Raw genomic sequence first — 25,260 nt, 5'->3', positions numbered from 1 at the left:
TCTTAATTTAAGTTTCAAATAATCAAGATCTATTTTTGGGATATTTTTTTTATAAGTTTATCATGATTTTCTAATCTATTTTGAAATCTGTTATTTTCTTAAAGTTAGTTGTTAATATTTAATTCATGATTTTTAATGGTGATTTATGTTTTTATTGAAGATAAAAGATATTGGATGGGAAAGGAAAAATACTGAATTTCCTTTCTTTAAGGATAATCCAAGATTATCTAATACTAAATGGGCACTACTTGTAATTGAATCTGTAATAATAGTATTATGTTCCTTTTCATTGTTTGGTGGGGAAGAATTATCTACACTAATTCTATTTTTCAGTAGTATTATAGTTCCCCTATATGCATTTAAAGGTCATTGGAGGGAAATATTTAAAAAACCTGAAATTAATGATATTTGGGTAATTATATTTTGTGTAGCGGGAGATCTCCTCCTTGGAATATTATTGTCCTTCTTGCTTAGTTATCTGGGTCTTGTTGGAGCAGATAATTCTTGGCTAAATTATACTATCTGGGATTTTCTATGGGTATTTCCCCAATTAGTCTGGGAAGAGGTACTAAGATTTATTCCATTTATTGCATCTTTATATCTATGTTACAAAGGTTCAGATAAACGTAATTTAAGTGTAATTATTGCAACTATCATTAGTTTATTGGTCTTCGGTTTTGTGCATATTACTACATATGGTAATGTATTCTATGCTTTAATTGGTGTAGGTTTCGGTTCAATATTCTTAGCTTATTCCTACTTAAGAACTAAAAATTTATTTGTTGCATATATTGTACATGTTCTAATTGATTATGGGATATTTGCATTAGAGTTTTTAGATATCTAATTAAAACAAATATTTATTAAATATTTTAAAATCAAATATTCCTTCTTTTTTTCATTTTTAAATTTCTATTGCTTTTTTTATTTAATGTATACCTAATATTAAATTTTTAATCTTGTTTTAAATCAGATTAATTGGTTTTTTAGATATATGGTTGAGGTTTTAATTTTAAGAATATGTTAAAAATAGAGATTAATTATTGGGTAGGTATTTAATGGTTAAAATTAGATTTATATTTTTATTTTAAAAATATATTAAAAATAGCTGCTTTTTAAAAAAAATAAAAGGTAAATGATTTATTCATTGAAATAGTTTTGAATAAATTCATTTAAATTGGAAATAGGAATTCTATCTTGTTTTTCACTATCTCTATATCTTACGGTTACGGCTTTATCTTCTATTGAATCGAAATCAATAGTTATTGCAATAGGTACTCCTATTTCATCTGCCTTTGCATACCTTTTTCCAATGGATCCTGCTGTGCTGTAGTCCACATTAAATCCTTCATTTCTTAAGGTTTCAGTGATTTCTGTTCCAATTTTAGGTAATTCGTTTTTGTTTAAAAGTGGGAATACGCTTATTTGAATTGGAGCTATTTCTTTTTGGAATTTGAAGTAGTCTTTGTTTTCACTTTCGGTAAATGAATGTAATAATGTACAGTATAATATACGGTCAATTCCAAAGGAAGGCTCAATTACATGGGGTGTAATCTTCTCACCTTTGACCTCCTCCTCAACTTCTTTAAATTCAACATGTTCCGGAAGAAGTTCTAGATCTTTATCCAATTTAACTATATATTTACCGTCATCCTCTAAAGCTTTTTTAACCTCATTAATCTCATCATCATTAAGGTTTTCAAGATAGGTTTTTACTTTAGGACTGTCTTGTTTAAATGAAGGTCCAAATTTAGCCATATTTGGTTTAATAATGGTTTTTTTAACATGTTTAGGTTTATCATATGGGATATAGACATTCAATTCCTCATTACTTTCTTTGGTATGTGAGGATAAATCATAATCCCCCCTATCCGCTATTCCAATGATTTCAACCCATCCATATTTATCGGTTTTACATTCCACATCCCAACAATCAAGTGCATAGTGAGCCATTTCTCCAGGTAAATGTTGTCTAAATCTCAACGCATCCTCAGGTATGCCGATTTCTTCTAGGAATTTTCTTGCAAGATATAACTGATAGATAAGCATTTCGCTTGAAATTATGCCTTCATCTAATGCTTCCTGTGCTGTTACGATAATTTCGTCCTTATTATTCAATTGCACATCCTGAGAGGATAATCTAAATTCAATGTCCTTAATCTGATTAAATTTGGGATGTGTTTTATCCTCTGGATTTAGGAAGATCTCTGCCTCTGCCTGGGTGAATTCCCTAAGTCTTATTACTCCCTGTCTTGGGGAAATCTCATTTCTGTATGATTTACCAAGTTGAACTACTCCAAACGGTAATTTTCCTCCAAAATATCTGGATAATCTTTTGAATAAAATGAAAATGCCTTGTGCAGTTTCAGGTCTCATATATCCAACTTTATTTCCTTTTGCACCAATCTGGGTTTTAAACATTAGGTTGTAATCCCAGATTTTTGAAAGCTTACCACCACATTCACTGCAGCGAATATTGTTTTCCTCTACGATTTTATCTAGTTCCTCATTAGGTAGGCTTTCCACATCTATGCCAATGTTTTCTTCAATAATATGGTCTGCTCTGTAAACCTCTCCGCAGTCTTCACATTTACACATCGGATCTGTAAAGTTATCAACATGTCCTGAAGCTTTTAAAACTTCTTTCGGCATTACGGTAGGTCCCTCGATTTCTGTGAATCCCTCACCTACAACATATTGTCTTCTCCATTTCTGCATAATGTTGTTTTTAAGTGTTGCACCAAGAGGTCCGTAATCAGTAAATCCGGAAACTCCTGAGTAAATTTCAAAAGAAGGCCATAAGAAACCTCTTTTTGCACTAATATTTGACATCTTATCATGATTCATAGATTATCTCCAATAATAATTTAATATTTTTAAAAATTAAGCTTTATAAAATAGTTGTTGGTTTAAAATATTCTTCCGGTTTAATTGGAAAATATTTTTAATAAAAAATAATAAATTTTATTTATTTAATTCATAGTCATCTTTAATACGACTACTTTCAGGACTTTTTTGACACATATACTTACTATTTCTATCTGGGTGGCCATATGGTTTATCGGCAGGTGTGGTCATAGTTTCAAAAACAAGTTGACATACCCTTTGACCAGGATATAACGCAACTGGCATAGCACCAATGTTTGATATTTCTAAAGTGATCTTTCCCTCAAATCCAGGGTCGATATATCCGGCAGTTACATGCATGGTAACCCCGAGTCTTCCCATTGAGGAACGTCCCTCAACACGTGCAACTAAGTCGTCTGGAACCTTTACATATTCGTATGTAGTCGCAAGTGCAAATTCATTGGGGTGTATTATAAATGCCTCTCCATCTTCAACAGTTAATGATTCCATATATGACGCAATGTCATCATCATCTTTAGGATCAATAAAGGGTTTGCGAATAACTCTAAAAACTTTAAACTCATCACCAATTCTCATATCAATTGAGGATGGTTGTATTTGTTTTTCATCAGTTAATGGGTCAATAACTATTTTTCCATCATCTATACACTTTTTAAGGTCTTTATCACTTAATATAGCCATAAATAGTCCTCTAAACAAAATTTATTTTATAAAATTTAGTATATTTTTTATACATTAATAATATTTATTTTATATTATATTAATATAAGGAATTTTGAATATCCTGTAGGGATTTGTTTTGAAAACCTAATAATTTTTATTTTAAAAATAGCAGGATTAATACAGGGATTTTTAAATTGGTTTGAAAATTTAATATAAAATTTGTTTTAAAAAATAGTAAAAATGAATAAGAATTCTCATTCTTTTTTATATAATATATCTAGTTTTGTATGTCTCAATATGCCCATTAAAGTATGGGCTTCTCTACCTGTTATAAATGCACGATTTACAATATTTTTAAATGTTTTGTAACCTGTTTTTTTCTTGTGTTCCGGAATACTTAAACAATCAACTAATTCCCTCATGTTTTCAAGAAGGTGCTCCTTTTCAACATGGGTACTTTCATCTAAACCTTCCTTATTAAAGGTATTCTTATGTTTAAAAATTTCATAGAAGATTATTGCAGCTGCATGGGTGATATTCATTACAGGATATGACGGATCTGTTGGGATGGATACAACAATATCACATTTATCAATCTCATTGTTTGTTAGGCCGTCACCTTCCCTTCCGAATAGAATTGCGATTTTATTATTGGGATTGATCTTTTCAGCAAGTTCCTCCGGCATTATAGGTATTCTTGAAAGATTGTAACTGCCCCCAGGTGAACCTGTAGTGCCTATTATAAAGTCAATGCCCTTGGATTCAAGAAAATGGTCTAGGGTATCATAAATCTCGGCACTTTCCACAATGTTTCTTGCATGCATGGACTGGTAATATGCATCATCTTTAAGTTTACAGGGATTGATCAATACAAGATTTTTAAGTCCAAAATTTGCCATGGTCCTTGCTAAAAATCCCACATTTCCGGAGGTCTCACATTCTACAAAAACAACATAAAAATTATCTCTTATAACTAAAGCAGCATCTGAGAAATGGTTTTTATTTAAAACCATCCCTCTTTTTGTAGATACTCCAGTACTTTTTGTCTTTGATTCCTCACTAGATTTGTCCTCAGAATCGGTTTTACTCTCTTCAGTACTTTTAATTACAGAGGTATTTTCTACAATGACCTCTTCTTCGGTAGCAGTATCTCCTATTTTAAACACCTTCCAGCTTTAACTATTGTCTTATTCTGCATAAGCTTCCTGTAACAATTCAATTAAATTGATTACATGTATATTTTCAAGTCCTTCCTCATCTAATGCATCCTGAATATTCCTCTGACAGAATGGACAGATACTTATTACTGCCTCAGCATCAGTTTCTTTAATCTCGTTAACCCTGTCCTTTGCAAGGGTCATAGCTATTTCTGGTTTTGCAGATTTCACTCCACCACCAGCACCACAGCATTTTGCAGGATTGTCCATTTCATTAAATTTAAGCCCTGGAATCATATTTAATATTCTACGAGGTTCTTCCCGTATGTTCTGTCCTCTTGCAAGATGGCATGGGTCATGCCAGGTCACTGTTTTGTCAAGCTCTTTCATTTTGGATACGTCTAATTTATCCACCAGGAATTCACTAATGTCCTGAACATTTAAATTGGAGCCATATTCTGGATGGTCATTTTTAAGTGTTGCTCCGCATCCCGCACAGATTGTAACAACAGTGTCATAATCCTTAAATACCTCTTTATTGGTGTCAACTAAATTTTGGATAAGATCTGTCTGTCCTGTTCTTATAAGTGGGGAACCACAACATACCTGGCCTTCAGGTACATCAATGTCAATATCATTCGCTTTTAAGACATCAAGAAGTGCATGACCTACTTTTTGAAGTCTATAATCCACCATACATCCGGTAAATAATGCATATTTACTTTTCTTTGATGGATCTTTGTCTTTATTGACCTCTTCGATAAAACTCAATCCTTCCTTAGGATAGCTTACAGATCTGTTTGTTTCCCTTACCATCCTGTTTATATTTTTATGAGCGTCTAATGGTCCAAGATCATTATTGGTTATTATTGAACGTAATTTTTCAATTGCTTTTCCGTAGATTTTGATATTCTTGGGACAGACCTCCTCACACTTTCTACAACTGGTACAGTCATAAACCCCCTCTTCTATTATCTGATTTAAACGCTCATTGTCGTTTCTTGGATCAAACTCGAATTTGGATAAATATCTCATAAAGTAAGGTCCTGCATATTCATCTCCAAAATCTTTTACAACAGGACAGCTAGAAAGACAGGAATAACACTCAATGCATGTTCTAACTTTTTTAGTATCCTCGAGTTCTTCAGGTTTTAAATCAAGATTTAATCTGTTTGATTCTGGAATATTAAGTTCCAAATCCATTGAAGCAGCTTTATCCTCATATATTTCTCTGTTAACGATTAAATCTTTAATGATAGGTAAGTCTAAAGGTTCAATAATGTCTCCATCGTTTATTTCACTTTTACAAGCAAGTGCTCCAGAACCATTAATCTTTAAACTACAGGAACCACATTGACCGGCTCTACATGAGCTTCTAAAACTAATATTCTCGTTATATTTATCGTTAATAGCAGTCAATGCATCTAAAACCTTCATTTGTTCGGTTTTTTCGATTTCATACTCTTTATAGTAAGGTTTTTCATCTTTTTCTGGATCAAACCTTAATACTTTAATTGTAATCATCCTTTTCATCCTTTAAAATTTTTTTATAAAATGATAAGTAAAATAGTAATTATTATTATATTATTGTTTTTTTAATATAATGATTATTATTTGATATAAACCAATAGGTTTTATTATCTATTGATAAACTTTTTTTAAGTATATTTTCAAATTCTTTTTAAATTTATTAAAATCTACTTTTTTGTTATCATGTATTTTTTAGATAAATATTTTAAATAAATCGATTAATAGATATATAATAGTATTATATCATTTTTAAATATTTTTCTAAAAATTGATATTATGGGTTATTTTTATATTAAAACATAAAACTATCTTTTTTTATTAAAATACATAATTTTTCTTTGTAAAAATTAATTAAAATTATAATATTAATCTTAATTTATTAAATTTATTACTTTTAAGAAAAGAGGTATGATTATGGGTTATGATCAATTAGTTAATGGTAAAAAAGGAGAAAAGCATTTTTTACTAGGTAATGAAGCTGCAGTAAGGGGTGCTATTGAGGCAGGTTTATCTGTTGCAGCTACTTATCCTGGAACCCCTTCATCAGAAATTGGAAATATTTTATCTGTTGTTGCAAAAGATTCAGGTATATATTTCGAATTTTCTACTAATGAGAAGGTAGCTATGGAAGTTGCAGCTACTTCTGCAGTAAGTGGTCTCAGATCATTTACATTTATGAAACATGTAGGTTTAAACGTAGCATCAGATTCCTTTGTCACAACTGGTTATTCCGGTGTTAAAGGTGGAATGGTTATATTGGTTGCAGACGATCCTTCTGTATTCTCATCACAGAATGAACAGGATACAAGAAATTATGCTCGTCTTGCAAATATTCCTGTTCTTGAACCATCCAATCCTCAAGAAGTCAAGGATATGATGGTTTATGGATTTGAATTATCTGAAAAGTTAGAACTTCCGGTAATATTAAGAACAACTACTCGTGTATCTCATATGAGGGGAATTGTTGAATTTGGTGACATTAAGGAACATAACGGTCTTAAGAACGAATCAACACATTGGAATAAAGGTCATTTTAAAAAGAATCCCTCAGCTTATGTTCCGGTACCGGCAAATGCTGCAGGAATGCATGAAAGATTAACTAAAAAAATTGAAAAATTGGAGGAAAGCGTCTGCAAATCTGAATTTAATCCTATTATTGAATTATCTGAAGATGCTAAAATAGGAGTAATAGCATCTGGTAGTGCTTTTGACTATGGATATGACGTTGCAGTTGAGGATGATTTGGATGTTAAATTCTTAAAATTAGGCTTGTCCTATCCATGTCCTCATGATTTGATCTATGACTTTATTAAGGATTTGGATATGGTATTTGTAATTGAAGAGGTAGATCCGATTACAGAAAGAGAGGTTTTAATTACAATCGGAACCCATGGATTAAATATTCCGGTTCACGGTAAATTTGATAAAACATTTCCTATGGTTGAGGAATTTAACTGTGATATAGTAAGGGAAGGATTTTCAAAAGTTTTAGGATACGAAACAGAAAACAGGTGTTTTGAGAAAACAAGTTCACTTAAAAAACTTAAGGAAAATCTATTTATTAGGGCTCCAACTTTATGTCCTGGTTGTTCTCATAGGGCAACATACTATGGTGTTAAAAAAGCTTTAGAAGAGGAGAAAATACCTGAAGACGAGGTTATTTTTGCATCAGATATAGGTTGTTATACTTTAGGAATCAACCCTCCTTACAATGTTGCAGATTATCTTTTATCCATGAGTTCAAGTATCGGTGACGGTTGTGGATTTTCCATGGCAACTAATCAAACTGTAATTAGTTTTATTGGAGATTCAACATTTTTCCATAGTGGTGTATCACCTTTAATTAACGGTGTTCACAATGGACAGAATTTTATTGTAACCGTTTTGGATAATCGTATTACTGCAATGACTGGAGGTCAACCAAATCCAGGTATACCTGTTGATGGTATGGGAAATCATGCTCCTGAAATTTCTATTCGTGAATTAGCAAAAGCTGCAGGTGCAAGTTTTGTAAGAGTTATTAATCCATTAAATCTTAAACAAACAGTTGAAACTTATCAGAAAGCTTTAAACAATGATGGCGTTTCTGTAATTATTGCAAAATCTCCATGTACTTTAATTAAGGGATATCCTAAAAAGGATCCTGTTAAGGTAAATTATGATAAATGTAACAACTGTGATGCATGTGTTAAAGAGTTAGCATGTCCTGCAATTAGCAAGGTAGACGGTAAGATTGTAGTTGATACATCTATGTGTAATGGTTGTTCAATGTGTGTTCAAGTATGTAAATATGATGCATTTGAAACAATTAACGATTAAAGAGGGATTAATATGAGTCAAGATAATTATTCAATTTATGTTTGTGGTGTTGGAGGTCAAGGGATTATTAAGACCTCTACCATTATTGGTGAAGCTGCAATGAATGAAGGTTTAAATGTTGTAATGAGTGAAATTCATGGAATGTCTCAAAGAGGGGGATCTGTTTCTACCGAGTTGAAAATAGGTAATTTTAAAAGTTCCATATTGGAAAACCATACTGCTGACATGATTCTTGGATTTGAACCTTCCGAGGTTTTAAGGGGATTACACAAGGCAAACAAAGAAACTTATTTGGTATTCAACACATTTCCTGTAATTCCGGCTCAACTTTCAAGTTCAGGTCAACCTTATCCTAGTATAAGCTCCATTGTAAATAGTCTTAAGGAAAACTTTAATCATGTTTATCCTGTTGAGGGTAATGATTTTGCAAAAGAGGCAGGAAGTATGTTGTCCTTAAACATGGTACTTTTAGGTTCAGCTGTTGCTGTAGAGTCCTTCCCTATTTCAAAAGATGCTATTGTTGATTCAATGAAGCATAACCTTAAGGAAAAATTCCATAAAATGAATTTAAAAGCTTTTGATTTAGGTTATGATGCTGTTAAACATTAAATATTATTCTAAAATTGGATTATATTGGGATAAGAATATATTTATTTACTACTTTTCCAATATTTTTTTATTTTATTGTTTAAATGAATAATATATGTTTTAACTGTTTTTACAGTATTTTTTTAATTTAATATTTGGATGTGTAATATTTATTTTGATGGTTTTTTAATATTTTTTTTATTTTATTGTTTAAATGCCGATATTTATTTTGAATATTTTCAATCTTACTTTTCTATCTTTATCATTATCTACTTATTTTTATAGTTTGATTATAAATTTTTATTTTAAAATTTTTTATAAGCGGTTTTATTCCTTTTTTTTAGGTTTATTAAATTTAATGAGTAAAACTTTTAAATAAGATAGTTTTAAAATATTAATAATAAAATTCAATTTAAGATTTTAATTATGGTGTTGAAAATGTCATATAAAATTAATAATGCAATTCTTAAAAGAAGAGAAGGTACTAATCAATTTGATTTAGTTGATCCAGATGGAAAGTTTAGTGACAAGGAAGTTTTAGTTGGAATAGATAGTGATGATTTAATTACTATCCAATTATTAATTAATGGAATTATTAATAATGATTTTAAAGCTTGGAACGAGATTACTAAAATTAATGATAATGAATCTGTTAAGAATCTGTTTATTAAATTAGGTTATACCAGGGAAGATCTCTTAACATTATTAAAAGAGTTATAGTCTATTTATTTTATTTTAATGATTCGTATCCTTTTATAAACATTTGAAAACTATTTATCTATTGGTAAAATAGAATAGAATAATTTAAATAATAAATATATGATATTTTTATTAGATTGAATTTTTATTTATTTCATTAAAAGTATAAGGTGATTCAATATGCCTGAATTTAAATTAACTTATGAGGCTAGTGGAACTGATTGTGAAATTATCATGGCTATTGATTATGATGATGATGGAGAAGTAGAAAATCAAGAATTTTATACAGGTTCAGATTGGTCAGATAATCCTGCTGACTTAAGGGAAAATACCACATTTATTTGTGAAGAGGAAGAACAAGAAGATTTAAATAACTTTTTTAATGGATTTATGCATTTACTTGAATCTGGTGAATTAATCGAAGAATTAAAAAATCTAAAAGAGGTAGATGATTCATATATATTTAGTGATGAAGATATAAAAGTCGTTCTTACTGAAGAGGACTGAAACTTATATTTCCTCTAAATATATTTTTTTCTAGTCTGGGCTATTTTTTCTAAAATTTTTATATAAGAAATTATTTATTTCTCTATTGATTTTTTCATCTATTTTTTAATTTATAGTTGCTTATTTTATTGATAGTAATTTTTTTAATTGAATTTTGTTTTACTTGGTTTAAAATGAGTTTTTAAAATTAGTTTGGGGTTTTAACTATTTAATTAAAGTAATTATTTTAATTAATATAAAATATGTAAAAAATAGTTTTTTTTATTAGATATAAATAGATATAAATGATTCAATTTAAGTTTTAAAATTAAAAAAAAAGTAGAAGAAATATTGAATAATTCAATATTTATAAATTTTCGATATCCCCTTCATCATAAAGTTTTGCTTCATGATTTCTTAGGACTTTTAATGCTTTGTCGTAATTTTCAACCTTAATTACAACTACCGCATCATCCGTTTTATTGTTTGCAAAAGCATAAACATATTCAAGATTAATATTTTCCCCTTCCAAAACATCTAATAAAGTGTTTAATCCATTAGGTTCATCGGGAATTCCAATTACAATAACTTCTGTTTCCCTTACAATGAATCCGCCTTTTGTCAATACATCTTTAGCCTTGTCATTATCTGTAAGAATTAATCTTAATATACCGAATTCCGCACCATCTGCAATTGAAAGTGCTCTGATGTTTATTCCCTCGCTTGAAATTGTATTGATTGCTTTTTTTAATTTTCCTGCATTGTTTTCAATAAAAACTGAAATTTGTTTTACTGTCATTTTATCACCTATTCAAAGTTCCTTTCATCAATTACTCTAACAGCTTTTCCTTCACTTCTTGGAATTGTTCCAGGTTCAACAAAGCTTACATTTACCCTAAGACCTATTTCCTTACTAATACTTTTTGCGATTTCTTTACGTTTTTCATCAACCTGTTTCATTTCATCTGAAAACATCTCTGGAGTTACCTCAACTTTAACTTCAAGCTCATCTAAAGCATCAGGTCTTGTAACATGTATTTGGTAGTTAGGGCTGGTTTTACTAACTCTGAGTAATGCTCTTTCAATTTGTGATGGGAATACCATTACTCCTCTGATTTTGAGCATGTCATCAGTTCTTCCGGTAATACGGTTCATTCTAACAGTTGTCCTTCCACATTTACATTTTTCATGATTTAATGAGGTAATATCTTTAGTTCTGAATCTGATTATAGGCATTCCAGTTTTAGTAAGGCTTGTTAAAACGAGTTCTCCTCTTTCTCCATCTCCTAATGTTTTATGGGTCTTTGGATCAATAATTTCCGGATAGAAATGGTCTTCTTGGATGTGCATTCCCTCTTGTTCCAAACATTCTGAGGATACACCTGGTCCCATTACTTCGGTAAGACCATAAATGTTTAAAGCTTTGATACCTAGTTTTTCCTCAATTCTTTTTCTGATTTCCTCGGTCCACATTTCCGCACCAAAGATACCTGTTTTAAGATTAATGTCCTCTGGACCGTAACCTTCCTCTTCAAGGGCCTCTCCAAGATACATAGCATATGATGGGGTACAGGTTATGATATCACTCTTAAAATCCCTCATAATTTCCAATTGTCTTTTTGTATTTCCAGCAGACATTGGAATAACGGTTGCACCAAATTTCTTACCTCCATGATCTATTCCAAAACCACCGGTAAATAATCCGTATCCATAACAGTTTTGAATTTTGTCTTTTTTCTCACCATCTGCCATTCCAATAGCCCTTGCAGTGATTTCTCCCCAGATGTCCAAGTCATTTTCAGTATAACATGTAACTGTTGCAGTTCCAGTTGTACCTGATGAAGCATGAATTTCCACAATGTCTTCAGGATCTGCTGCAACAAGTTTGAAAGGATAACAACTTCTTAAATCATCTTTTGTTGTAAATGGAAATTTTTCAATATCCTCTAAGGTTTCAATACTATCTGCAGATAATCCTAGTTTATCATATTGCTCTTTATAGAAAGGAACTTCTTCCGCTCTTTTAACAGCTTCTTTTAGTCTTTTAAGTTGTAATTCTTTCCTTTCTTCCGGGCCCATACATTCCATTTCTTCATTCCAAATCATTATATCACTTTTAATTTTGTAATATTAATAAAATTAATAATATTCTTTTAATAATAATTTTTTATATAATCTATAATATTTATAACTAGTTTCTATTATATGAATATGATTTTTTTAATCAATAGTGGCTTAATTTTTTATAGGTTCTATTTTATTTTTTAAAGTTTGTTTTAAAATTAATGAAACTTTTCAAATCTTCAGTATATAAATTGTATATTATACAATTTTTATTAATCTTTAAGAGTAAATTTTAACTGTTTACATGTTTATTTTGAATTATTTTAATCTTTGAATAATAATTTATATATCTAATAAAATATAATCTATATCTGTATAAATTTTTTAAATTTTACTGAGATTTATAAAGAATTTTTTTTATAAATTCTGTTTTTTAGATAATTTTTCAGTTTATTGTATTTTTTTTATGAAAATTGGTTAATAAATCAATTTTAATAAGTTAGAGGTTAATTATGAATCTTTTAGTATTGAGTTTAGTCTTTATAATCTACTTATTTATGGTTGTGTATGTAGGTTATATTGCATATAAAAGAACAGATTCCTCTGAAGATTTCTTAATTGCAGGAAGAGATTCACATCCTTATGTAATGGCTTTAAGTTATGGGGCGACTTTTATCTCAACGGCTGCAATTGTAGGTTTTGGAGGTATAGCTGGTCAATATGGAATGAGTATTCTATGGCTAGCTTTATTAAATCTAGTAGTTGGAATTTTTATAGCATTTGTATTCTTAGGTAAAAGGACCCGTAGAATTGGAGCTAATTTAAAATCTGTCACATTTCCTGATTTTTTAGCACGAAGATTTGATAGTAAATTTCTTAAAATTTTCTCTGGTTTAATCATATTTTTAGGTATGCCTATTTATTCCTCTGTTGTTTTAATAGGGGCTGCAAGGTTTATGGAAACATCTTTGGGAATTAATTTCCAGATAGCGTTATTTGTATTTTCAATTATTATAGCGGCATATGTATTTTATGGTGGTATTAAAGGGGTCATGTATACCGATGCCCTTCAAGGAACAATAATGTTCTGTGGTATGATCTTTCTATTGTTCTTTGTATTTTGGAAACTTGGAGGAATTCAGAATGCAAATATGGCATTAACTAACATGGCACCATTATATTCCAAAGAAGCTATTGCTCAAGGAGGACTTGGATGGACGGCATTTCCTAAATTTGGAAGTCCTTTCTGGTGGTATCTTGTATCTACCTTGATTATGGGAGTAGGTATTGGTACAATTGCTCAACCACAATTAATCGTACGTTTTATGACAGTTAAATCTGATAGGGAATTAAATAGATCAGTTTTAATTGGTGGTATATTTATTGCGGTCATGCCTGTTACAGCATATGTTGTAGGTTCACTCTCCAATGTTTACTTCTATCAGAAATTAGGTAAAACTGCAGTAGAGGTTGTAGGTGGAAACATTGACAAGATTATTCCAACTTTTATTAATATGGCACTTCCGGAGTGGTTTGTATATGTATTCTTGTTAACATTACTTGCAGCTTCAATGAGTACTTTGTCTGCATTGTACCATACTCAGGGTACAGCATTCGGAAGTGATGTTATAGGTACAATTAAAAATAAAAAACCTACCGACTTGGTGAATGTTACTAAGGTGGGTATCTTAATTGCAGTGGTGTTGTCCCTTATATTAAGCTTTATTTTGCCTTCAAGTATTATTGCATTAGGTACATCTTTATTTATGGGTATTTGTGCAGCTGCATTTTTACCATTATATATTGCATCTATCTATTGGAAAGGTACAACAAAAGCAGGAGCTATAGCAGGTGTTGTTTCAGGTCTTTGTACTAGTTTATTCTGTTTATTATTTATGTATAAGAAAACAGCTGCCGCTTTAGGTATTTGTCAATTTTTAACTGGTAATCCTGTTCTAATCACAACAATGCCATGGCCTGTAGTAGATCCTCTATTATTTGGTGTTCCAGTATCTGCAATATTTTTAATTGTTGTAAGTTTAATTACAAAACCATTAGATCAAGAATTAATTGATAAATCATTTAAAGGATTCGATAAAGCTTAGGTGTTAATATGTCAGTATTAGGAATTGAAGACCCAATGATTTGGGGAGTTTATGTTCTTATAATCTTCTTTACAATCCTTTGTATTGTATATGGGATTGTAAATTGGAATAAAGGGGAAGAATAAGAGAACTATCTCTATTTTTTTTATTTTTTTTTTTTAAATATTTATTAAAGCATGATCTTTTTTTAATTAATATAATTTATTTAGGGGCCTGAATTTTTTTTATTTTTTTTATGGTTTATTTTTGCTTGTTTTTTATATTTTAAGTGTGATTTATTTTTTATTTTTAATAATACATTTTTAAAATTAGTTTTAAATAAAAAAAAGGCCGTTTAAATCAATAAATTTAAATAATAGGTGCAATAAATATATATTTGACGATATGTATGATGCACAATTTAAATTTAGATAAAAACGACCCGAATTATGTTATGTTAAACAAAATGTTTAAAATTATCGATTCTAGAAGATCACAGCAAATATTCATCTCAAATGGATTTAAAAATACTAAAAAACTAAGAACAGTCATTAAAACATAATTTATATGTATGTTTTTTGATTTACCGACAGAATTTGTTGTGAAAAATCTTAAAAGCAGAAATAAACTCATAAAATTTTTCAAAATGGATCAAGTTTTAGAAGCTCAAGAAATCTATGATTACTTGCAAAAAAATTTCAATCAAGGAATACGCCAATTCAGTAAATAGCATTTTAAAACACTTTGGAAACTACAAAAGAAGGGGAAAAAAGACTTTTATTGTAGATGCCACACCAATAGACTTAGATTTCAATTTCAATCGTAGAAGACAGAGTAAAGAAAAACTTGCAAAAATGAATTTAAAATGGAGTTATTCTTCTTCAAAAGGCCATTATATTGGATTTAAAGCTACATTTGTACTTGATTACGATTCATTAACTCCTGTTGCAATTTTATTACATTCTGGTGCCCCGAATGATTCAAAACTTTTTGAAGAAATTTTAGAAGAATTGCATAGAAGAAGATTAATAAGAAAAAGAGATGTGTTAATATTCGATAAAGGCTATTACAGCTTTAAAAACTACCAAATAGGAATTAACAAATACAAAATAGTTCCTTTCATTTTTCCAAAAAAATTTTTCACAAAACAAAAATTCGACGACAAATTAAGCTATCCATTAGACGTTTTTGTAATAATAAGAAGAAACAAAACTCTAAAACTATATTCAAAAGATTAAAAAAAGAATTATTAAATAAACTTGTCAATTGGAGGAAATATAAACCAATACGTGGAAAAATAGAAGATTAGTTTAAAGTATTGTAAAATTCATTAGAAATGAGAAAAATACACAAATTCACACCGAAATCTGTAGAAAAAACACTATTTTCTTTATGTATTGTTAGGAACACTCCTCATACAACAATGCGATATGTCAAAAACAGCCCTACAAAAACTTTCCCAAATGTAAAAATTTCAGACCCCTAAATTTATTTAATCAGTAATTTTTATTTACTAGATCGGATTCTAACAGTTGATTAGACTTAAATCTATAAATAAGCTTTATTTATCTTTTTTTAGCCATGTTTTTCATATTCTCATTTAAATATGTTTTTCATGATAAATCTTTAAATGGAAAATTGTATTGGTATCGATTATATTTTAATAGGATTATACACAAACTATATAATATTAATTTATAAGGTGATGTTTATGAGGATAGTTAAAGACCTTATTGGAAAAGAGGTATTGGATTCCGATGTTAACAATATGGGTATTGTTGATGATATTGAGTTTGATAAAGAATCTAATGAAATCCTATCTTTGGTTCTTAAAAGAAAAGGAATTTCTAATACACTCAGGGCTTCTAAAAGTGAAGATATTGTTCCATTTGATTTAGTTAAAACAATTGGGGATAAAATAATTCTTAAAGATACTTATGATATATAATTTTTTAAATTTTTTAATTATTTTTAATTTTTTTCTATTTATTAAAGTTAGGTTTTATTTATGGCTTCAAAAGAATATTTAATTAAACTTTTAAAAGAAAATAAAGTTTTTGAACAAGGACATTTTGTATTGGCTTCCGGAAAGGAAAGTAACTATTATGTTAATATGAAAAGGGCAATTACTAATCCTGAAATTCTTAAAACTATTGCAGTTTTAATCACTGAAAAAATCTCAGAGGATAATATTGATAAAATTGCAGGACCAGCATTAGGTGCTGTACCTATTGCAACTGCTGCTTCTTTAGAAAGTAAAATTCCCCTTTTGATGATCCGCAAAGAGAAAAAAAGTTATGGAACCTCTAAACAAATTGAGGGAGAACTTAATAATGGGGATAATGTAATTGTTGTTGAAGATGTCACTACTACTGGTGGATCTTTACTTAAGGCTATAAAAGTTATACAGGATAATGGAGGTATTGTTAAAAGGGCATTTGTTGTTGTTGACAGACAAGAAGGTGCAAAAGAGGCATTTGAAAAAGAAGGTATAACTTTAGAGCCTCTAATCTCTGTTGATGAACTATTTGATTAAATATTTTTTTTTATTGTTTTGGCTATTTCTATTATTGTCAAGTTTTAATTTTATTTTATTTTATTTTATTTTATTTTTTGTTGTTTTTATATGATATTTAAAGAATTAAAAATAGTTTATTTAAATAAATATCTATTTTAGGTCATGTTTTAACTATTTTTTAATTTTTCATTTTTCCTTAATGGTTATTTAAAGAATTAAAAAAAGTTTATTTGAATAAATATCTATTTTCTTGAATGCTTTACTAGATGGCCGATTTCATCGGATATTATGTCCATAGCAGTTTTAACTGCATTTGGTGAACCTGGCATTGAGAAGATAATTGTTTTATTATATATTCCTGCAGATGCCCTTGAAAGTAGTGCCCCTGAGCCTAACTCTTCATAGGATTTTAATCTAAATATCTCTCCAAAACCATTAATTTCCTTATCATATAGTGGTTTCAATGTTTCAATCGTAATGTCCCTTGATTCAAGACCTGTACCACCTGTTGTAAATATTGCATCAATTTTTTCTTCATTCATTTTTTTAACTGTATCTAAAAGCATATCCTTATCATCGGGGATGATAGTATATTCTTTGATTTCATTGCCTTTTTCTTTTAAAACATTGATTATGTCCTCTCCTGAGATATCTGAGTTTATTCCTTCTTTTGAATCTTTATATTTACTATCACTTAATGTAATTACTCCACATTTAACGTCTATTGGAACATGTTTTTTGTGTTCTTCCATGGATTTGCTTTTCATAATTACTCACCAAATAAAATATTATTCTTTTTATATCTTTATTATCTTAATTAATTATTTCTAATTCTATTGATAATCTTTATTAATTTAGAAATTATAGTATAATCATGGAAAAAACATATAAAATTTTGGATGCCTCTGCATTTATTAATGGTTTTGAACCAAATGATAATTTAAATTATACTGTTCCTGAGATTACATATGAGGTTAAAGATTTAAAGTCTAAAATTCATTTAGATCAGATTATTTCTGATGGTAAATTAATTATCAAATCTCCTAGTGAATTTTATGTCAATAAATTGGATAATATTATATCTGAATCTGGTGATGATTTAAGGTTGTCCTATCCTGATAGACAACTTCTATCATTGGCTTTGGAAATCAATGATTTAAATGGCTCAGCTATCGTTTTGTCTGATGACTATTCTATTCAAAACGTTTTAAAAATATTGAATATTCCATTTAATTCCATTATTACAAAAGGCATTAATCAGGTTTATAATTGGGTTAAAACCTGTGAAGGATGTAAAAAGGAGTATCCCGCAGATTATCCTGAGGATGTCTGTGAAATATGCGGTTCTAAGATTTTTAAGCGTAGAATCAGAAATTAATTAATTAAAGTTTTAGTATATATGTTTTTTTGATTTTATTTTAACATGATTTTTATAGATAATCATTGCATAAATTTATAAAATTTTTAAAAAAGTTGATATGATGGAAATAGGTGTTGTAGTGCATGGTCCTATGATTATTGATTCAGGTTATGCACTTAAAATTATTGAATTTTTGTCTAATTTTGCAGATGTTCGTTGTCGTTTAGGAGGAACCATGGGTAGAACTGCAGTAATTGATGCGGCAATGGAGGATAAAATAGATATTTCCAAAAGGTTGGTCCCAAGTGATTCATTGTCTCTTTTTGCAGATGAAGATGTCTCTCTTATCTTTTTATTGAATTATGGTAAATCAGCCACTACTGGTCATGTTTTCGGATATAAGGTTGTACATCATTATATGGATAAGAATTTCCATAAAGATATTCCCTTAATTCAAATTGAAAGACCTGGTGAAGAGGATGGTACCGTTGTTATTTGGAATTGTCCGGATAATTTAAAGGATTCTATAGATAAACTAGTTTTAAATATTGAAGATACCTTCCATATAAAAAGGATTAGTCCTAAAGATATTGAAACGAAACATTTTAGTGTTGATGATACGGTAAAAATTCAAGAAGATCAATATGAAAACAATGCAGATATTGTTAAGAGAAGAGTTCATGGAGTAAGTCCCGGTGAGAACATTCTTGTAAATGGTAATGTCATCGGTAAGTCAGATTCCTCTTCTTTAACATTGGTTAGTAAAGATGGTATTATTATTGATATAATTGGTGGGGAAATTAAGCAACATGGTGTAGATAAACTTGGAAAAATTGATTTAAATACGGCTATTGTTAAGACAGGTTTACTTAGGCGCTCCAAAGTAAAGCCTAGAGTTATAAATCATAAATCAGATAAGGAAGTATACAATATTGGTTTTTTAGATCATGCTGCTGAGGATGTTTATTCCTATAGGGGCATGGACTTGATTGTAACTGTTGGTGATGACACAACTCTCTTAGGTTCTGATATTCTGTTTAGGTTTAAAATTCCTATTATAGGTATTACAGATGGGGATTTGGATAAGGTTGTAGAAGACGGTTATAAGTCAAATGATTCTGTAATATTCCAGGTAAATTCCGGTTATGATGATAAGGTAGGTCATAGGGTTTATGTGGAATTATTTAATAAATCTAATCATTTAATCATTAATCGGGACTCTAATGATTTAAAAAATGTAATTCAGGAGTTATCCGATGAGATTACCTATATTATTGAGGATATGGATATTGAATACACTAAAAAATAATAATTTAGTTAGGCATTCTATTTTTCAATTTTTTATAAAATTTTATTTCATGTTCCTAGGGGAAATAATAAAATATAATGTATATTAAATAATTATTTATAAGAAAAATTGTTGATTTTTTTGAAAATTTTTAGAAGGTGTAGCTTTGGATTTAACTAGCTTGGTTAATTCTATTCAAGAGTTTAAAGGTGTAACAAGAAAAGGAACTATATCTAATGTTACAGATTTATTATCTGATGTTTATAATATATCTGGGGATGTTTGTCTTGATTTTGGAGATGATGCATCCGCAATAGATATTGGTAATAATCAAGTAATATTGCTTGCTGCTGATGGTATCTGGGGACAATTACTTCAATTTGATCCTTTTTGGGCAGGTTATTGTGCTGTTCTAGTTAATGTAAATGATATTGCTGCAATGGGAGGTAAACCTATTGCAATGGTTGATATACTTGCAGTTGACAATGAGAAAACCTGTGAGGAAGTGATTAAAGGAATTAAATGTGGTTGTGAAAAATTTAAGGTTCCAATGGTTGGAGGTCATTTCCATCCCGATGCGGATTATACCTCTATTGATGTGGCTATTGTAGGTATTGCTAATAAAGATAAAATTATTAGCTCATCTGGAGCTAATGTTGGAGATAAGGTACTTGTTTCTATTGATTTGGATGGTAAGTTTTATGATGAGGAGACTAAATTAAACTGGGATACAACCTTTGATAAGGATCCTATTCTTGTAAGGGACCAAATAAGAGTTATGAATAAAATTGCAGAGGAAAAACTACCTAGTGCAGGTAAAGATATAAGTAATCCTGGAATACTTGGTACTTTGGAAATGTTGTTGGAAGCTTCCAATGTTGGAGCTATTGTTGATTTAGAGAAAATTCCAAAAAATGAGGATATTCCTTGGGAGGTATGGCTTAAAGCTTATCCCGGTGCTGGTTTTGTCTTGACTGCTCCTAGTGAAAATTGTCAGGAGATTATTGATAATCTGGAAAAATACAATCTAACAACAAAAGTTGTTGGTGATGTAATAAATGAAAAAATACTTTATTTAGAAAATAAAAATCAAAAAGTAGTGGTATTTAAACAGGATGAAAATCCGGTTTTAAAGTTTAATCAAATTAATTAAAATTTTTAATTTATTTTACTAATTATAATTAGGGAGATTTTATGTTAATAACAATTAATGGAGAAAAAATAGAAATTGCCGATGGTTCTACTATTAAAGATGCTATCCAAATTTCAAATGCTCCTTATACTCCTGGATGCATTTTATGTTTGATTAAAGGAGAAAAGGAGATCGAAAAGAATATTAACAAATTTAAAATTAAAACTCCTAAGGGCAGTATTATAATTGAAATGGCAGAAGAACTAGCAGCTAAACCAATCGTTGATGTTTGGAAAAAGCAATACAAAGATTTTATTGGTTGTCCTATAAGATGGTCCTCATCAACTGAAACTGCTATGGGTCCTATTGTCACTGATTTGGAACCAAGCCATAATGAATATAAATACCGTGATTTAGAAGTTATTTTAAGTTTATCTGGTTTTAGTAATGAATCTACTCACATAATATTTTCGAAAGATAAACATTTCAGCATATATGGAGTTCCGGATAATAATCGTGGAGTATTCGCAAATGTTATAGGTGGTAGAAAAACATTAAACCTTTTGGATGAAGGGGATACCATTTTGGATATTGAACCCGTTATTGAAAGAACAACAACTACAGATAGTGCTTCTGTATCCAATTTGGATACCGAGTTAAAAGAGGGTTATGAATTATTTACATATATTGAAATAGAACCAAACTTCAATTCTCCAAAATCCGTTGAACATCTATTCTCATTAATTGATAAAGGAACAATAGAAGTAAGTTACGAGGCTAATTCTTTACTTGGTTTTTATCAACTTCAAGGAATTGGGAGACCTTTAGAGGATTATGGTCCTCGTCGCCGTGGTACTGTTACTATGAGAAATGATGGTACTGGAATAGGTAAAGTATTTATTTATAGGGAAGATAGAGTTACTTCTAATTCTCATACAATCATTGGTAAGGTATCTAAGGGAATGGAATTGGTAGACTCTGCCAAACTAAATGAAAAAATTACTGTTAGGGCAAATCCTCCTAGGATTATGACTTTAAATAAAACTAATGCCGAAGCAGAGAGATTCCTTAAAGCTGCAGGAATCGAGCATATTCGTGAAGGATTTAAAGATGATGATGCAGTGGTTGTTGCCCAGAATCCAGAAACCACTGTGGAAATTTTAAATGCAGGTAAGGTTACTACCACTGCTTATCCTGATGATGAGATTACGGTTATTGAGGTTACTGATAAAGCTCCGAGAACTGCTTGGTACTTTAGAAGACTTACAGGTTTAATTGAAAAACCTATTGGTCAATTAAAAGTTCATTTTGCCTTTCCTGGAATGAATATGTCTATTTTTGAAGGTGATTCAAAAATGTCCAAAGGTCTTATTCCAGAGAATACTCCAAATGTGGATACCCTTGAGGCAGGTGTTGTTGGTGTAACCAATATGATTAAGAAAAATGTAGGTTTGGTTGGAGTAAGATTTGAGTCAAATTCCGATTTTGGTCCTACTGCTGAGCCGTTTGAAGCTACTAATATAATTGGTAAAATAGTAACTGATTTAGAATTAATTGGTGAATTAAAAGAAGGGGAGATTTTATATGTCCGCGAACTTAGCGATTAGTCCAGATTTATCAAAAGAAGAAACAGATCCTGATTATGTTATTCGAATGATTATATTAGGTCCTAAAGCTAATGTTGGTGAAAATGAGATTGTTAATCATTTACACTTATTGGATTTGCCTTTAACCGTTAAATGGACCTGTTATGGTGCAATGGTTGCAGGTAAATCTGAAGATGTTGAGAAAGCTATAAAAGAGGTTAGAAAATTAGATCCTTATAATATTTTTACAAAATCTAGAGGATTCCCACCAGGTGATCCAAGACGTTGTAGAGGTCATAGATATGGACCTAGAGAAGGTTTTCACCAAATGGAAAGTGAATATAAAATTTTAGGTGATGTCGGTGATGCTTTAAAACATCCTAGAGATGTTTATGTTGAAAGACCTAAACCAATCGATGTTGATGAGTTTGTAGAAATTGTTAAAGAATCTATAGAAGAGGAAGATTCTAAAAAAGAATAATTCTTTTTATATGGAATTAATAAAGTAAAATATGTGGTATTAAGGTGAAAAAATGGTTAAAGTAGCTATTTATCCTCCAAATTCTTTAGTCTTAGGGGATTTAATTGAGAGAAAAGGGCATGAAGTGTTAGCTTTACAAAAGGCTATGTCTAAAAAAGTTAGGGATGTTGAAATTGATTCTCCTCCTATGAATATTACAGAAAATGATCCATTAAATGGATTGAAATATGCAGCTATTGAAGTTCCATCAGGTGTTAGAGGTAGGATGTCTATTATTGGACCTCTTATTGATGCTGCAGAAGCTGCTATTATTGTAGATGATGCTCCTATAGGATTTGGTTGTGTTGGCTGTGCTAGGACAAATGAATTGTCCATGTTTTGTTTACGTAAAAGAGATATACCAAAATTAGAATTAAGTTATCCAAAAAGCAGAGATGAAACTTTTGACTTTGTAAATAAAATCAATGAGTTTTTAGATTCACTTGTAGAAACCGAGGGAGGTAATTAAAATGGTAAAGATAGCTTTAGTTTCATGTGGTACTGAATACAGTGGTATTCAAAAAGAAATAGAAAAAGCAGCTTTAACATTTGGTGCAGAGATTATACTTCCGGAGATAGATTTGGATTATATTGAAGAGGCATATACTAAATTCGGTTTCTCAGCTCAAAGTTCAAGTTTAAAATTGATGATTGCCCGTGCAATGGCAATTGTCGAAGGCCGTTGTAAAGCAGATGCAGTATTTGTGGCTTCATGTTTCAGATGTGCTGAGGCAGCATTGGTAAGAAATGAAGTTAGAAGATTTATTCAACAAAATACCCGTATTCCTGTTGTAACTTATTCATTTACAGAAAAAACCAAAGCAGATGAATTATTTATTCGTATGGAAGCTTTAGTTACAACCGTAGCTAGAAGAAGTATCTTGGCACGTGAAAAACAGGAAGGTTTAACCCTTGGTATCGACTCAGGTTCAACTACTACCAAGGTTGTTTTAATGGAAAACAACAAAGTAATTGGAACTGGATGGAATCCTACTAAGGATATTATGGAATCTGTTTACAAAGGTGCAGATCAGGCATTTGCAGATACTGACTATGGTTGGGATGATCTAGATGGTATTGGTACTACCGGATATGGTCGTATTAATATTGGAAAACAGTTAAATGCAGAACTTATTCAGGAGGAACTTTCTGTTAATGCAAAAGGTGCTGTATATCTTGCAGGTAAACAGAAAGGTGAAGCTACTGTATTGGATATTGGTGGTATGGATAACAAGGTAATTACTGTAAATAATGGAATTCCTGATAACTTTACTATGGGAGGTATATGTGCAGGTGCTTCTGGAAGATTTTTAGACATGACCTCTCGTCGTTTAGATGTTGATATTACAGAATTGGGTCCTCTTGCAGTATCCGGTAATTATAAAAATGCGGTTTTAAACAGTTATTGTATTGTATTTGGTATCCAGGATTTAGTTACAACTTTGGCAGCAGGTGGTTCTAAGGCTGATGTTGCAGATGCGGCTTGTCACTCTGTAGCACAACAGGTATATGAGCAACAACTCCAAGAAATCGATATAAGGGAACCATTGATTCAAGTAGGTGGTACTTCATTAATTTCTGGTTTGGTTGAAGCTGTTAAAGATACTCTTGGTGGTATCGATATAATTGTACCAGAATATTCCCAACATATTGGTGCAGTAGGGGCAGCATTACTTGTATCTGGACTTGGTAGAAGACAAGAAGATAAAAAAGCATAAGTGATTTATATGTTAGTTGAATCATATGATAAAGATGGAGCAGAAGTTTATGATATGATTATTAGGCAGATTTTCCAAGATCTCCAACTTGGACCCTCTGTTACAGATATGAAAGCTTTTGTAGATCCTAAAGAAGTAGTTTTCATCATGGCTATTAAGACTAAAAAAACTAGTTCAAATACCTATTTAAAAGAGGTTGCACATACCAAATTCTTTAAAGATAATAATCAAACTAATGTATTTGTTGATGATGAGAATTACCTTCCACATATTCTTAAAGTATTATGGGATAAATATGGACGTGAAAATGTTCACCAGCCTGATAGATATACAATTGTCTTAGACGGTGATCAGAGGTTTATTGAGGAGTATGTTGTAGATAACCCTTCAATTAATCTTCAAAAAAGAGTTTATGATGGAATTTATAGGATTGTTCCTGAAGGTTTTAAAGTAATTAAAGATGTTTCCCGTGATGGGATAATTGCTATTGTTGCTACTGATGAATTAATAAGAGATAAATGGGTTGAAAAAGCAGAGGAGTATATTGATGAATTAAATTCCTGATTTTTAATCATCATATTCTTTAATCCTAAATTTATATTAATTTATCTTAATTTTCTATTCTTTTTTTAGTTTATTTTTTGTTTTATTAGGGTAAACTTTATAAGTAATATAATTAA

Annotated in this window: 24 protein-coding genes and 1 pseudogene; 18 read left to right on the top strand and 7 right to left on the bottom strand. The window is 30.2% G+C overall.

Annotated features, from left to right (window positions below):
• Positions 1-145: 145 nt before the first annotated feature.
• Positions 146-847 carry a CPBP family intramembrane glutamic endopeptidase gene (locus ABM4_RS06690; RefSeq protein ID WP_016358921.1) on the top strand — a complete coding sequence of 234 codons (702 nt, stop codon included), beginning with the start codon at positions 146-148 and terminating at the stop codon, positions 845-847.
• A 293-nt stretch (positions 848-1,140) separates the two neighbouring features.
• Here the strand turns inward: ABM4_RS06690 and glyS are convergent, their stop codons facing one another.
• The 4 genes from glyS to tfrB all read right to left on the bottom strand — a co-directional run bounded on the left by glyS (position 1,141) and on the right by tfrB (position 6,212).
• Positions 1,141-2,847 carry a glycine--tRNA ligase gene (gene glyS / locus ABM4_RS06685; protein WP_016358920.1) on the bottom strand — a complete coding sequence of 569 codons (1,707 nt, stop codon included), beginning with the start codon at positions 2,845-2,847 and terminating at the stop codon, positions 1,141-1,143.
• Positions 2,848-2,964: 117 nt separating this feature from the next.
• The gene (gene dcd / locus ABM4_RS06680; RefSeq protein ID WP_016358919.1) at positions 2,965-3,549 is read right to left on the bottom strand and encodes a dCTP deaminase; all 585 of its coding nucleotides are present in this window, start codon (positions 3,547-3,549) and stop codon (positions 2,965-2,967) included.
• Between the two features lie 236 nt (positions 3,550-3,785).
• Positions 3,786-4,697, bottom strand: coding sequence for a TrmJ/YjtD family RNA methyltransferase (locus ABM4_RS06675; RefSeq protein ID WP_016358918.1), 912 nt, complete (start codon positions 4,695-4,697; stop codon positions 3,786-3,788).
• A gap of 21 nt (positions 4,698-4,718) precedes the next feature.
• The gene (tfrB, locus tag ABM4_RS06670; RefSeq protein ID WP_016358917.1) at positions 4,719-6,212 is read right to left on the bottom strand and encodes a fumarate reductase (CoM/CoB) subunit TfrB; all 1,494 of its coding nucleotides are present in this window, start codon (positions 6,210-6,212) and stop codon (positions 4,719-4,721) included.
• A 420-nt stretch (positions 6,213-6,632) separates the two neighbouring features.
• Here tfrB and iorA point away from each other — a divergent pair, with 420 nt between their 5' ends.
• The 4 genes from iorA to ABM4_RS06650 all read left to right on the top strand — a co-directional run bounded on the left by iorA (position 6,633) and on the right by ABM4_RS06650 (position 10,331).
• Positions 6,633-8,537, top strand: coding sequence for an indolepyruvate ferredoxin oxidoreductase subunit alpha (iorA, locus tag ABM4_RS06665; protein WP_016358916.1), 1,905 nt, complete (start codon positions 6,633-6,635; stop codon positions 8,535-8,537).
• Between the two features lie 12 nt (positions 8,538-8,549).
• On the top strand, positions 8,550-9,146 hold the full coding sequence (locus ABM4_RS06660; protein ID WP_016358915.1) for an indolepyruvate oxidoreductase subunit beta: 597 nt from the start codon (positions 8,550-8,552) through the stop codon (positions 9,144-9,146).
• 417 nt (positions 9,147-9,563) lie between these two features.
• Positions 9,564-9,845, top strand: a complete 282-nt coding sequence (locus tag ABM4_RS06655; protein WP_040681562.1) for a hypothetical protein — start codon at positions 9,564-9,566, stop codon at positions 9,843-9,845.
• 159 nt (positions 9,846-10,004) lie between these two features.
• Complete coding sequence (locus ABM4_RS06650) at positions 10,005-10,331, top strand: hypothetical protein (protein WP_016358913.1); 327 nt, start codon at positions 10,005-10,007, stop codon at positions 10,329-10,331.
• 346 nt (positions 10,332-10,677) lie between these two features.
• Here ABM4_RS06650 and ABM4_RS06645 read toward each other — a convergent pair whose 3' ends face one another.
• On the bottom strand, positions 10,678-11,109 hold the full coding sequence (locus tag ABM4_RS06645) for an ACT domain-containing protein (protein WP_016358912.1): 432 nt from the start codon (positions 11,107-11,109) through the stop codon (positions 10,678-10,680).
• Positions 11,110-11,117: 8 nt separating this feature from the next.
• A complete protein-coding gene (locus ABM4_RS06640; protein WP_016358911.1) occupies positions 11,118-12,416 on the bottom strand; it encodes a phenylacetate--CoA ligase family protein in 1,299 nt (432 codons plus the stop codon).
• 470 nt (positions 12,417-12,886) lie between these two features.
• Here ABM4_RS06640 and ABM4_RS06635 point away from each other — a divergent pair, with 470 nt between their 5' ends.
• The 5 genes and pseudogenes from ABM4_RS06635 (at position 12,887) to pyrE (ending at position 16,994) form a co-directional block, all read left to right on the top strand.
• Complete coding sequence (locus ABM4_RS06635) at positions 12,887-14,479, top strand: sodium:solute symporter (protein WP_016358910.1); 1,593 nt, start codon at positions 12,887-12,889, stop codon at positions 14,477-14,479.
• A gap of 8 nt (positions 14,480-14,487) precedes the next feature.
• On the top strand, positions 14,488-14,604 hold the full coding sequence (locus ABM4_RS09180) for a symporter small accessory protein (protein WP_016358909.1): 117 nt from the start codon (positions 14,488-14,490) through the stop codon (positions 14,602-14,604).
• A gap of 263 nt (positions 14,605-14,867) precedes the next feature.
• Positions 14,868-15,927: pseudogene (locus tag ABM4_RS06630) on the top strand (transposase).
• 242 nt (positions 15,928-16,169) lie between these two features.
• Positions 16,170-16,406 (top strand): PRC-barrel domain-containing protein, encoded by a 237-nt coding sequence (locus tag ABM4_RS06625; RefSeq protein ID WP_016358908.1) that lies wholly within the window; start codon positions 16,170-16,172, stop codon positions 16,404-16,406.
• A 60-nt stretch (positions 16,407-16,466) separates the two neighbouring features.
• Positions 16,467-16,994: an orotate phosphoribosyltransferase gene (gene pyrE / locus ABM4_RS06620; protein WP_016358907.1), complete on the top strand. Its 528-nt coding sequence runs from the start codon at positions 16,467-16,469 to the stop codon at positions 16,992-16,994.
• 224 nt (positions 16,995-17,218) lie between these two features.
• On the opposite strand, the gene ABM4_RS06615 is transcribed toward pyrE, so the two are convergent.
• Complete coding sequence (locus tag ABM4_RS06615) at positions 17,219-17,743, bottom strand: molybdenum cofactor biosynthesis protein B (RefSeq protein ID WP_016358906.1); 525 nt, start codon at positions 17,741-17,743, stop codon at positions 17,219-17,221.
• Between the two features lie 107 nt (positions 17,744-17,850).
• Here ABM4_RS06615 and ABM4_RS06610 point away from each other — a divergent pair, with 107 nt between their 5' ends.
• The 8 genes from ABM4_RS06610 to ABM4_RS06575 all read left to right on the top strand — a co-directional run bounded on the left by ABM4_RS06610 (position 17,851) and on the right by ABM4_RS06575 (position 25,144).
• Positions 17,851-18,354 carry a type II toxin-antitoxin system VapC family toxin gene (locus ABM4_RS06610; RefSeq protein ID WP_016358905.1) on the top strand — a complete coding sequence of 168 codons (504 nt, stop codon included), beginning with the start codon at positions 17,851-17,853 and terminating at the stop codon, positions 18,352-18,354.
• 103 nt (positions 18,355-18,457) lie between these two features.
• Positions 18,458-19,645, top strand: coding sequence for a DUF2117 domain-containing protein (locus ABM4_RS06605; protein ID WP_048201051.1), 1,188 nt, complete (start codon positions 18,458-18,460; stop codon positions 19,643-19,645).
• Positions 19,646-19,790: 145 nt separating this feature from the next.
• Positions 19,791-20,777 carry a methanogenesis marker 2 protein gene (locus ABM4_RS06600; protein WP_016358903.1) on the top strand — a complete coding sequence of 329 codons (987 nt, stop codon included), beginning with the start codon at positions 19,791-19,793 and terminating at the stop codon, positions 20,775-20,777.
• Between the two features lie 41 nt (positions 20,778-20,818).
• Positions 20,819-22,363: a methanogenesis marker 3 protein gene (locus ABM4_RS06595; protein WP_016358902.1), complete on the top strand. Its 1,545-nt coding sequence runs from the start codon at positions 20,819-20,821 to the stop codon at positions 22,361-22,363.
• On the top strand, positions 22,341-22,823 hold the full coding sequence (locus tag ABM4_RS06590; protein ID WP_016358901.1) for a methanogenesis marker 6 protein: 483 nt from the start codon (positions 22,341-22,343) through the stop codon (positions 22,821-22,823). The genes ABM4_RS06595 and ABM4_RS06590 overlap by 23 nt, the downstream gene beginning before the upstream one ends.
• Before the next feature lie 52 nt (positions 22,824-22,875).
• Entirely contained in the window at positions 22,876-23,331 is a 456-nt protein-coding gene (locus ABM4_RS06585) for a methanogenesis marker 5 protein (RefSeq protein ID WP_016358900.1), read from the top strand.
• Between the two features lies 1 nt (position 23,332).
• Positions 23,333-24,580, top strand: coding sequence for a methanogenesis marker 15 protein (locus tag ABM4_RS06580; RefSeq protein WP_016358899.1), 1,248 nt, complete (start codon positions 23,333-23,335; stop codon positions 24,578-24,580).
• Between the two features lie 9 nt (positions 24,581-24,589).
• Complete coding sequence (locus tag ABM4_RS06575) at positions 24,590-25,144, top strand: methanogenesis marker 17 protein (protein ID WP_016358898.1); 555 nt, start codon at positions 24,590-24,592, stop codon at positions 25,142-25,144.
• Positions 25,145-25,260 lie beyond the last annotated feature (116 nt).

The organism is Methanobrevibacter sp. AbM4 (assembly GCF_000404165.1).
In the GTDB taxonomy this organism is placed as follows: domain Archaea; phylum Methanobacteriota; class Methanobacteria; order Methanobacteriales; family Methanobacteriaceae; genus Methanarmilla; species Methanarmilla boviskoreani.
Note: the sequence above shows the minus strand (reverse complement) of the source record. Positions and strands in the feature narration are given on the sequence as shown.